Below are 10,578 nucleotides of genomic sequence, written 5' to 3' on the forward strand. Positions count from 1 at the left end.
CGAGGTCACCTCACGCGCCCTCGACGACCGAAAAGCCCTCGAACTGCGGATGACCGAGATAGTGAACCTTGCTGGAGCCGGCGTTGCGGTGCGCCGCGCGAAAGTTCTCGGATTTGGTCCAGGCAACAAAGTCCTCATGGCTTGCCCACACGGTGTGCGAGGCGAACAGCGTGTAGCCTTCGGCCTCGTCGACCGGACCGCGCAGCAGGTGAAATTCCTTGAAACCTTTCATCTCCGAAAGGCTCGAATCACGGTTTTTCCAGACGTCCTCAAAGGCATCCTCAGAGCCGTTTTGTACCTTGAAGCGGTTCATGGCTATGTACATTGGTGGTTCCTTTCGGGATTGCGGATTATGATCCTTGTTGGATTGCCTGAAGCGCTGAGGCGCAGGCTGTTAAAATGGACCGATCCGCGCTTTAAATACCCAACTTGACTTGCCAGTTTCGGTTGGAATGGGAGGGAACGGTGCTTGCTTGCGCACTAGCGTCAAAGCGAATTGATCAAGTTCCGCAGAACCTGAGCTTTCGGCAAGCTGGATGTCGCTGATGCTGCCGTCGGCCATGACAACGAATACGACCCTGGCATTGTTGCGAGCGCTCGCTTGTATCGATTTCGAGACACGACGGTTGGCGCGGGCAAGCTTCTTCTGGACTTCACCGCTGTAGCGGGATTCTATCGCATTGCCTGCCACTGCCTGCTTCTTGCCCGTGCTGGAAGTCACCGCGTCGCGTTCCTCGCCATCCGCCGCGCCGCGGGCATCGTTCGTTTCGCCCGCTCCGCCAAGACCTGCTGTCGCGCTTGGCCTTGCGGTCGGGATCGGCGGTTGTACGACATCGGTAGGAGGCGCCTCGGTGCTTTCGGCCTGAGCAGCCGGCTCTGCCGGCGTTTCAACCTTCGGAGCCACACTCTGTTCGTCCAGCCGTGGGGCGTCGGCCATCAGTATATCTGGGGTGGTGGGTTTTTTGGCAACCTGCGGCAAGGGCGCGTGGGGCTGCGCGGCCATTTCCCTGGCGGGCCGGTCGGCAGGCGGCTTGGGCTTGACCTCAGGTTTGGCCGGCTGCGGGTCGGGCACCAAGGTAACGTTCATCGCGCCCGGGACCTGACCATCCAACGCGCTGCCGACTACGTTGGTGCCGGTTTGATCGGTGCCTTCCAACTGGATTGCGTCCTTCGAATCGAATGTGCCGGCAGGTGTGATGAGAAAAGCGGCCGCCACCGCGGCATGAAACAGGCACGAGGCGATGATCGCCGCCGTCCATTTGCGGCTCATGGCTGACGGCCGGGCCGGCGCAAGCGGTTCGGTCGGCGCAATCGCCAGTTCGCCATTGGCGTCGGGGAGGGGACTGATTTCCTGCATGGTCGCAACGAGACCTGCCGCGACCGGTGCGGGCTTGTCAAATCAAGATCGTTGGCATCTAGCGGCCACAGAACGGAGGTGGCCAAAGGCCATGCCACGATGTTCCGTCCGAGTGCGGGCTCCAGTCCCACTGTCTTCTCAGACCCCGAAGGCGATGCCGGTCTTGGTCTCGGTCTTCAGTCCCCGCATGCAAGCGTCCGGCTGGATGCCGGTGCCCGCGCATTCGGTCGCGCTGTTGATCAGCACGCGGCTGACCTTGGCGCAATCGGCGCCGGCAAGATCGAAACGCGTCACCTTGGTCTTGCCCGCCGGCAGGTCCTTGAAGTCGAGCACGGTCAGCCGGTCGACGACGCCGGCCTCGTTGAACAGCGCGATCTCGAACGCTGCTTTCGAGAGGTCGGCGCCGAGAGTGTTGTTGACCACGAACGTCAAACGGCAGCCCTTTTCGGAGGCCTGCGCACCATTGAGCTCAAGCGTGAGAGCAGGGACCGGCGCGGACTCTTGCGCCCACGCCGGACCCATCACAAGCGGCATCGCCAGCACCGAGGTCAGCAGGCGAAGCGATGCCGTCAAGCTTATCATTGTCGTCAGCCTCCAAATCGCATTGTCGCCGCCAGCTTGAGCGTGACGCCGGGCTCGTAAATTACACTCGTGGCCGATGCGTTCAACGGGTTGGTGTATTTCACGTCGAACAAATTGTCGGCGCGGAAGTCAACCTTGAAATTGTCGGTCGCCTGGTAGCTGGCGAAGGCATTGACCAGCGTGTAGTCCTTGGCCACTGGGTTGCCCTTCGGCTTGCCATTGTACTGCACCTCGCCACCGACGGTCAGCTTGTCCTCCAGAAAGCGGAAGCCGAGCTGCGCGGTAACCTGGGAAGACGGCACGGTGACGAGGTCTGCCCGCTCGCCGTCATAGGAGATGGTGTGGCCATCGATTATCGACGCCGAAAGCCCGGCGAAACCCCAGCTGGCGTCATAGACGCCTTCCATTTCAAAGCCGCGAATCTTGGCTTCTGCAAAGTTCTGGTACTGGAAGCAGATCGGGATGCCGGGGCCGAACGGGCAGCCGCTGGTCGGGTCGAATGCCGACAGGGTGACGCCGTCGATGTAGTCTTCGACATCGTTGTTGAAGTAGGCCGCCTTGAAACGAAACGCGTCGCCGGCTTCGAGGATGTCGTCCAGCTTGTGGTTGACACCGAATTCGACGGTCTTGCCGATTTCAGGTTTCAGATCGGGATTGGGGAGAAACGGAAAGCTGACGCCTGCCGGATGATTGCCACTGATGAGGGTTTCCGACAGCGACGGAGAGCGATATCCCTCCGCATAGGTGCCGTAGAATTGCAGCCCCGAAAGGCTGGCGGTTTCGAACGGCGAGACGCCGACGGTGATGCGCGGCGACAGCCGGTCGCCGGAAGTTTCGCCGACATCGCTTTCGAGCTTGTAGCTATCGTAACGCAGCCCGGCGATGACTTCGAGCCAGTCCCAGGTGAGCTTGTCCTGGATGTAGGCGCCGGAAACGTTTCGCTTGCCCGAAGGGGTGTAGAAACTGGCGCCGCCTGCGGCGCCACCCGTCTCGACGTCGTCGCCAACCCAGTCGCCACCGTAGGTCAGCTCGTGGGCAACGCCGGCGGTCTCGAAACGCGAGGTGTTCCAGATGTCGATACCCGAAGTGGCGATATCGAAAGTCGACATCGAACCCACCGGCAGGACGATGGGAAGACCGGTGACCGGATCAAACCGGTTTTGCGGAACGAGGCTTGTCATCTCCAGCTTGGTCTTATTGTAGGAAGCGTTGACGTGAAGATCGAGCCAGCTCTTGTCCTCATCGGTGATGTTGTAGCGCGCCGTGAAAGTATTCGCCTCCACGTCGACGTCATTCACCGGCGAGCCGCCGCTGACCTCGTTCCAGCCGTCGCTCGTGCCATTCCAGCCCAGCTTCAATTCGCTGTTTTCACTAGGGCGGATGGTCGTCTTGAGAAGACCGCTTAAAACGTCGAAGCCGGTGCCGTTCACCGTATCGCCGCCGCCATCCTTGTAGTCGTCATAGTCGCGATAGACGATGTTGCCGAGGACATCCCAGTTTTCGTTGAAACGGTAGGCGCCGGCGGCGCTGGTCGTCCAGCCTTCGCCGTTGCTCTCGTAGCGCCCGGTCGCGGACGCGGCCCATGTCTCGCCGTCGCGAAGATAGTCTTCAGCGTCCTTGGTCTCAAACAAGGCGACGCCGCCGATGGCGCCCGAGCCGTAGGTGTTGGCGACCGGGCCGCGGATCACGTCGACGGATTTGATGAGCTCCGGGTCGATGTAGAAGGTCGATTGCGTGCCGTGGTCGGAGCGCTGGAAATTCTGCCGCGCACCGTCGACGATCACCGCGACGCGGCCGAAATCCTGCAAGCCACGGATATTGATGCTGGAGCTGACGCGCCTTGCGTCTGCCTGGACCGCTACACCCGGCACACCCAACAGCATTTCGTTTGGCGTAGTCGCCATGCGGCGTTCCAATTGCTCCTGATCGACATGGCTGACCGAAGCCAGGGAATCGATCGCCGTCTCGCCGGTGCGGCTGATGACCAGGATTTGGTCGAGCAGCGTTGCGCCTGCCGGGGCAGCCTCTTCAGGCGTCTGCGCTTGCTCGGCCTGCTGCTGGTCTGCTGTCGGTTGGGCGGCCTGTTGAGCGTTTGCCGATGGCGTGAGCAGAGCGATCGCCGCAGCACCCGCCAGCAATGCCGCCATGCCCTTTGCCATTGATCGATGCGCCGGACTTCGATGCGCCCTACCTGGGCTGCCATTCGCCAGACCCAGCCGTCCCCAATTCGCCAACCCCATGCCCCAACTCCAAAATTCCAGGTTCGATGCTGGCTGGCGTGGCGCTTGCTGGCATTTTTCGTCGTGTCCGGCGTCTTAAATCTTGACTAACTTAGTCCGGTATTGCACTGACTAATAAACATGATTATTCAAGTCAAGAAATGAATCGGCATTTCACGCAAGCGTCGAGCCAGCCGACCAAGCCCGGCCCAGGAAAGGGATCGAACCAGATGAACACGCACAATCCCAATGACTTTCGCTATCGCGTCCGCCGTTCCGACGACAATTCGGCTCGTTTCGATCGGGTCCCGTTGACCGTGAGGACCCTGTCCAGCAACACACTGTTCCAGGGCGAGCACGAGATCGGCATCGAGCACCATGGTGCGCTCTATCGGTTGAAGATTACCCGCCAGGGCAAGCTGATCCTCAACAAGTAGCTGCAAGGCGAGTGGCTGTAAGGCGAGTGAGTGTTAAGACAAGCAGGTGTTTAAGACATGGACCAGCGCGTAAAACCCGCTCCGCACGAGATCCGGCGGGCGCGGGCAGACAATCCGAAGACGCGCGAGCGCGATCTCGCCGCCCAGCTTGGCATTTCGGAAGCCGAGCTGATCGCTGCGCATTGCGGCGACGGAGTCGTCCGCGTCGAGCCGCGCGTCAACGACCTTCTGACCGGCCTCGAAGCCGTCGGCGAGGTCATGGCGCTGACCCGCAACGAAAGCGCTGTGCACGAGAAGATCGGCGTCTACGACAAGGTCGTTACCGGCACCCACAATGCCATGGTGCTTGGCGAGAACATCGACCTGCGCATCTTCCCGAAAGTCTGGGCGCACGGCTTTGCCGTCGAAAAGCGCGACGGCGGCGATATCAGGCGCAGTCTGCAGTTCTTCGATGCGGCAGGTGGGGCGGTGCACAAGGTGCATCTGCGGCCCGCGTCCAACCTCTATGCCTACCAGAAGCTGGTGGCCGAACTCGAATCGCCGAACCAGGAGCCGACGGTCACGGTTTCAGACGGCGGATTTACCGACGAGGCCGAGGCTTCCGACGCTTCCGCTGATGTCGATGATCTGCGCGACCGCTGGAGCCGCCTGACGGACGTGCATCAGTTCTTCGGCATGCTGAAGACGCTGAAGCTCGACCGCCGCCAGGCGATGCGCATGGTCGGCCAGGATTACGCCTGGCTGCTCGACAAGGATGCCGTCAGCACCATGTTCCATCATGCCGCCGAGGGCGAAATGCCGATCATGTGCTTTGTCGGCAATCGCGGCTGCATCCAGATCCATTCGGGCCCGATCAAGTCGATCAAGCCGATGGGGCCTTGGCTCAACGTGCTGGACGAAACCTTTCACCTGCATCTGCGAACCGACCACATCCATGAGGTCTGGGCCGTGCGCAAACCGACCAAGGACGGCCATGTCACGTCGCTCGAAGCCTATGGCGCCGACGGCAAGTTGGTCATCCAGTTCTTCGGCAAGCGCCATGAAGGCGAAAGCGAGCGCGGGGACTGGCGGTTTCTGGCAGAGAACCTGCCGCGCATTCCAAGCCCGACCGCAGCCTGAGGACAACGACAATGGCTCCTTTGCTTAGACGGGCGGGTTTTTTCAGTATGGCGCTTGGGGCCACCATCGGCCTTGCCCTGGCCTTTGCCGCATTGCTGCCGGTCCGTGCCGCCGAAGGGACGGAGGTCTTTGCGGACCCGTCGAAGATAGCGGCCATCGGCGGTTCGATCACCGAGATCGTCTTTGCGCTCGGCGAGCAGGATCGGCTGGTCGCTCGCGATTCGACCAGCCGTTATCCCGAGGCGGCGCTCAAGCTGCCTGACGTCGGTTACATGCGCCAACTGTCGCCGGAAGGTGTCCTGTCGGTCAATCCGTCGGGCATCCTGGCGCTGCACGGCAGTGGGCCTAAGCAAGCCGTCGACGTGCTGAAGAAAACGAGCATTCCGTTCATCGAGGTGCCCGAGCGCTACGGCCATGAAGGCATTCTCGAAAAGATCCGCATCGTCGGTAAGGCGCTTGGCGTGGACGCCAAGGCCGATGCGCTGGCAGCCGAGATCGATGCCAAGTTGAAGGCCGCCGAAAAGCAGACCGCTTCGATCAACGACCGCAAGCGCGTCCTGTTCGTGCTGTCGATGCAGGGCGGCAAGATCCTCGCTTCCGGCAGCGACACTGCCGCCGACGGCATTATCAAGCTTTCCGGCGGTGTCAACGCGGTTGACGGCTTCTCCGGCTACAAGCAATTGTCCGACGAGGCTGTTATCACCGCCAGGCCCGACGTGATCCTGATGATGAACAATGCCGGTCCTGCCGCATCGGATGACGAATTGTTCGCGAACCCGTCCATCCTGTCGACACCGGCGGGTGCCGCGCGCAAGGTGGTCCGCATGGATGGCGGCTATCTGCTCGGCTTCGGGCCGCGCACGGCCGACGTCATCCACGACCTTGCCGCCTCGCTTTATGGCGGGCAGGCCGCGGACTGAGCGGGCACCCAATGGTGGATCAATCGATCGCTGGTGCGGGCACTTTGGCGACAGCATCCGACGGCGACCGTTCGGGGCGCGCGCGCATCGTCATCCTGCTTTTGTGCCTGGGGCTTGTCGTTGCCGTGCTGCTGTCGCTGACCTCAGGCGCATCCGATGCATCGGCCGTCAGCGTCGTCGGCGACTGGCTGTTGGGTGCAGCACCCGGCAATGCGGCGCTGAGCGCCCGCGACCGCCTGATCGTCTACGACATCCGCCTGCCGCGCGTCTTCCTCGGCGTGCTGATCGGCGCCGCACTCGCCGTCTCCGGCGCGGTCATGCAAGGGCTGTTCCGCAATCCGCTGGCAGACCCGGGTCTCATCGGCGTTTCAGCTGGATCGAGCCTCGGCGCGGTGGCCGTCATCGTGCTTGGCGCCACGGCGCTGGCACCGATAACCTCGGCGCTGGGCACACTCGCTCTGCCGCTGGCGGCGTTCTGCGGCGGGCTGGCGACGACATTGGTGCTTTATCAGGTCGCCACCCGGCACGGCCAAACCTCGGTAGCCACCATGCTGCTCGCCGGCATTGCGCTGGCGGCCCTTGCCATGGCGCTGACCGGTATCCTGATCTTCATGGCCGACGACCGGCAGTTGCGCGACTTGACCTTCTGGCAGCTTGGCTCGCTCGCCGGCGCGACCTGGCAGAAGATCGGCTCCGTCGGATCGATCATAGTGCTGGCGCTGGCGGCGATGCCGTTTCTGGCGCGCGGCCTCAACGCGCTGGCGCTGGGCGAAGCCACCGCCGGCCATCTCGGCATCCCGGTGCAGCGGCTGAAATACACCGCCATCATCGGCGTTTCGGCGGCAGTTGGGGCATCTGTCGCCGTCAGCGGCGGCATCGGATTTGTCGGCATCGTCGTGCCGCATTTGCTGCGCCTGGCTATCGGCCCGGACAATCGTTATTTGCTGCCGGCGTCGGCCCTGCTCGGCGCTTGCCTGCTGCTTCTGGCCGACGCCGTCGCCCGCACCATCGTGGCGCCGGCCGAGCTGCCGATCGGCATCGTCACCGCGATCGCCGGCGCTCCGTTCTTCCTCTGGATCCTGCTGCGCAAGCGTGGGGTCATTGATCTGTGAGAGGGGGAGCTGTGAGAGGGCTTTTCATGATCGAAGTGCGGGCATGATCCAAGCGCGGGATGTCTCGGTGGCGATCGGCGGCAAGCGTATCGTCGCCAATGTCGATTTCGACATGCGGCCCGGCGAAATCGCGGCCATCGTCGGTCCTAACGGTTCGGGCAAGACGACTTTCTTGAGGGCGTTGTCCGGCGATCTTGCCTATTCGGGAGAGGTCACCATCAACGGGCGCGACCTGTCGGTGATGAAGCCGGTCGAGGCAGCGACGATGCGCGCCGTGCTGCCTCAGGCGACGACGCTGTCCTTTCCGTTCACTGTGCGCGAGATCGTCAGGCTCGGCCTGCTCGGCGGGCGCTCGGGCGCGCTTCCCGGCGAGGAGGAGCGCCTGCCCGAACGGGCGCTGGCGCGCGTCGATCTCGACGGCTTTGCCGGCCGGTTCTACCAGGAGCTTTCGGGCGGCGAGCAGCAGCGCGTGCAGTTGGCCCGTGTGCTCTGCCAGGTCTGGGCGCCGGTCCTCGACGGCAAACCGCGCTATCTCTTCCTCGACGAGCCGGTTTCCAGCCTCGACATCAAGCACCAATTGATCATCATGAACATCGCCCGCGAATTCGCCACAAGGGGCGGCGGCGTGGTCGCCATCCTGCACGACCTCAATTTGACGGCCATGTATGCCGACCGGATTTTCGTCATGCATCGCGGCAGGCTTGCCGCCACCGGCTCACCGCAGGACGTGCTGAGCGACGATCTGATCGAAAAAGTGTTCGATTGCCGGCTGAGGGTCGGCGTGCTGCCGGCCGGAGACATGCCGTTCGTCCTGCCGCAGTCCGCGGCGTAGGGCTGGTCGCCGGCCTGCAAATGCGGTTTTCCGCGCGTGTTCGGTGCCTTGCATATGAATTGCCAACGTCCGCGCTGCCCCTCATCGCCCTGCCGGGCACTTCTCCCCGTATAGTGACGGGGAGAAGGCCGCAAAGCCGCGCCCTTTTGCAACGCTGCGATTGGCGAAATCATTGACGAGAGCGTCCCTCTCCCCGTCGCTATACGGAGAGAGGATGCCGACAGGCAGGTGAGGGGCAGCGCAAGCGCTCGGAAAGAGGGGCGAATTCAACCTGAAGCGATCCCTTGGTCTGCGGCGATCGAAAATCAGGCGGCCGGCGCCCTTTGCACCAGCATGTCGATGCCGAGCAGGTGCCGCACATTCGGGCGCGCCGCCACCATGTCGGCGATCGTATAGCGCTCGAGCACGGCGAAGAAGGCGTTGAGCGCCTCGCGCAGCGCTGAATTCAGTGCGCAACTGTCGACCAGCGGACATTCGGCGGCGTCGTTCTCGAAGCATTCAGCCATGGCGAAGCTCTCTTCGGTCACGCGCACGACCTCGAACAGTGTGATCGATTCGGCCGGGCGGCCGAGCCTGACACCGCCGTTCCTGCCGCGGACCGTCTCGACCAGACCATGCTCGACCAAAGGCTGCAGGATCTTGAAAAGAAAGAGTTCGGACACCGAGTAGGCGGCAGCGATCTCTGGGATGCGGCTCAGCCGGTCGGTATTTGCCGCGCAATACATCAGAATGCGCATGGCGTAGTTGGTCTGGCGTGTCAGCCGCATTTTGTCCTCACGAAGCAGTAGCTCAGGCCTAATATGGCCTATACCTTGGAATAATTCCAGACAGGCACCTCATGATAGATGAACAGTTTTGTCAAGTTTGTGTGGGCGGTCGTGCAAACCATAATCCTAATACGGCGCGCATTCGGGTGGGCGGATTACTAAGTTAAGTCCGCGAGATCGACCAGGAGCCATGTCACAATCAGCACCGGCTTTGGCATCCGCCCGGTTCGATGCCGACGCGGAGGCCAAGCTTTCGGCGCTTCGGCGCACCAAGTTCGTCGCCACCGCAGCGCTCGCGCTCCTGGGTCCTCGTCTTGCGGTGGCCAAGTCGTTCGGGGGCCGTTTTGCGTGGCTGGGGTTTGTCGCCGCTTTCGTTGCAGAGACCCTCTTGAATGGAACTGGAGGATGACAATTAGTGACAAATTTAGCGACAAATTTCGACGTTCACGCGGAACCGGCCCAGCGGCAAATCGTTGTGATGATCCTACGCGCTTCAGTCGCGTCGCGATAAAGCTTTCAAGGGGAGTAGGACTATGGCGTTGTTGAAGGGAACCAATATCGTCACGGGTTTGGCGATTGGCATTGGAGCAGGCGTCATTGCCCCCATGCTTGCCCCTATTCTCAAGCCATTTGCCAAATCGGCCATCAAGGCTGGATTGGTGGCTTACGATCAAGCACGAGTTGCCTTCGCCGAACTCAATGAGAGAACCGGCGACGTCATGGCCGAGGCTCGGGCTGAAGTGGAAGAAGCGCGTAAAGCCGCGGCTGAGCAACCGAAATCCGCGGACCAATCCTGACATCCACATGCGGCTGTCGAATTGAAGTCTTGGGGGGTCGAGTCTTGGGAGGTTCGCGAGTCTTGGGAGTTCGTTTGTACCTGTAGGAAGAATGGGGCACTAACAAAGGAGCAAGTTCAATGGCGATACTCGAAGACGCATTTAAAGGCGGCAACATAGCAACGGGTCTGGCCTTCGGAGTGGGCGCGGCTTTCTTGGCGCCGCTTGCCGTATCCGTGTTGCGTCCTGTTTCCAAAGCGGTACTCAAGGCCGGTCTGATTGCCTACGACCAAGGCCGAGTTGCCGTTGCTGAGATGAATGAAATGACGTCCGACCTGGTTGCTGAAGCCAGAACAGAGATGGCCGAAGCGACCAAGGAAAATGGAGGCAGCAGCGAAACCGGCGCGCGTCGCGCCCGTAAGAGCGAAGCTGCAGAAAAGTCTCCTGGCAGCTAGGC

12 protein-coding genes and 1 pseudogene are annotated in these 10,578 nt (G+C 61.9%); 8 read left to right on the forward strand and 5 right to left on the reverse strand.

The features are described 5' to 3' along the window. Nucleotides 1–10: 10 nt before the first annotated feature. The 4 genes from EN807_RS23600 to EN807_RS23615 form a co-directional block, all read right to left on the reverse strand. Nucleotides 11–325, reverse strand: coding sequence for an antibiotic biosynthesis monooxygenase (locus tag EN807_RS23600; protein ID WP_135936885.1), 315 nt, complete (start codon nt 323–325; stop codon nt 11–13). Between the two features lie 69 nt (nt 326–394). After that, the gene (locus EN807_RS23605; RefSeq protein ID WP_135936886.1) at nt 395–1,357 is read right to left on the reverse strand and encodes a TonB family protein; all 963 of its coding nucleotides are present in this window, start codon (nt 1,355–1,357) and stop codon (nt 395–397) included. Between the two features lie 138 nt (nt 1,358–1,495). Beyond that, a complete protein-coding gene (locus tag EN807_RS23610) occupies nt 1,496–1,939 on the reverse strand; it encodes a hypothetical protein (protein ID WP_135936887.1) in 444 nt (147 codons plus the stop codon). 5 nt (nt 1,940–1,944) lie between these two features. Next, on the reverse strand, nt 1,945–4,098 hold the full coding sequence (locus EN807_RS23615) for a TonB-dependent hemoglobin/transferrin/lactoferrin family receptor (protein ID WP_246684301.1): 2,154 nt from the start codon (nt 4,096–4,098) through the stop codon (nt 1,945–1,947). A 290-nt stretch (nt 4,099–4,388) separates the two neighbouring features. Between EN807_RS23615 and hemP the strand changes: the two genes are divergently transcribed. The 5 genes from hemP to EN807_RS23640 are packed head-to-tail and all read left to right on the forward strand — an operon-like array spanning nt 4,389 to nt 8,578. After that, nucleotides 4,389–4,595 carry a hemin uptake protein HemP gene (gene hemP, locus EN807_RS23620; protein WP_095494491.1) on the forward strand — a complete coding sequence of 69 codons (207 nt, stop codon included), beginning with the start codon at nt 4,389–4,391 and terminating at the stop codon, nt 4,593–4,595. A gap of 57 nt (nt 4,596–4,652) precedes the next feature. Then, nucleotides 4,653–5,714: a hemin-degrading factor gene (locus EN807_RS23625; RefSeq protein WP_135936889.1), complete on the forward strand. Its 1,062-nt coding sequence runs from the start codon at nt 4,653–4,655 to the stop codon at nt 5,712–5,714. An 11-nt stretch (nt 5,715–5,725) separates the two neighbouring features. Then, entirely contained in the window at nt 5,726–6,634 is a 909-nt protein-coding gene (locus tag EN807_RS23630) for a hemin ABC transporter substrate-binding protein (RefSeq protein ID WP_135936890.1), read from the forward strand. Nucleotides 6,635–6,645: 11 nt separating this feature from the next. Further along, nucleotides 6,646–7,746, forward strand: a complete 1,101-nt coding sequence (locus EN807_RS23635; RefSeq protein WP_135936891.1) for an iron ABC transporter permease — start codon at nt 6,646–6,648, stop codon at nt 7,744–7,746. Between the two features lie 43 nt (nt 7,747–7,789). Next, a complete protein-coding gene (locus tag EN807_RS23640) occupies nt 7,790–8,578 on the forward strand; it encodes a heme ABC transporter ATP-binding protein (protein ID WP_135936892.1) in 789 nt (262 codons plus the stop codon). Nucleotides 8,579–8,883: 305 nt separating this feature from the next. On the opposite strand, the gene rirA is transcribed toward EN807_RS23640, so the two are convergent. After that, on the reverse strand, nt 8,884–9,345 hold the full coding sequence (gene rirA, locus EN807_RS23650; RefSeq protein ID WP_135936893.1) for an iron-responsive transcriptional regulator RirA: 462 nt from the start codon (nt 9,343–9,345) through the stop codon (nt 8,884–8,886). A 190-nt stretch (nt 9,346–9,535) separates the two neighbouring features. On the opposite strand from rirA, the pseudogene EN807_RS37690 reads away from it, so the two are divergent. From EN807_RS37690 to EN807_RS23665, 3 genes and pseudogenes are all read left to right on the forward strand, one after another. After that, nucleotides 9,536–9,718: pseudogene (locus tag EN807_RS37690) on the forward strand (DUF445 domain-containing protein); the annotation flags it as partial. A 160-nt stretch (nt 9,719–9,878) separates the two neighbouring features. Next, nucleotides 9,879–10,142, forward strand: a complete 264-nt coding sequence (locus EN807_RS23660) for a DUF5132 domain-containing protein (RefSeq protein WP_065006965.1) — start codon at nt 9,879–9,881, stop codon at nt 10,140–10,142. Nucleotides 10,143–10,261: 119 nt separating this feature from the next. Then, nucleotides 10,262–10,576, forward strand: coding sequence for a DUF5132 domain-containing protein (locus tag EN807_RS23665; RefSeq protein WP_065006966.1), 315 nt, complete (start codon nt 10,262–10,264; stop codon nt 10,574–10,576). The last annotated feature ends 2 nt before the right edge of the window (nt 10,577–10,578 follow it).

Origin of the sequence: Mesorhizobium sp. M5C.F.Ca.ET.164.01.1.1 (assembly GCF_004792125.1) — a bacterium.
GTDB classification, from domain to species: Bacteria; Pseudomonadota; Alphaproteobacteria; order Rhizobiales; family Rhizobiaceae; genus Mesorhizobium; species Mesorhizobium wenxiniae.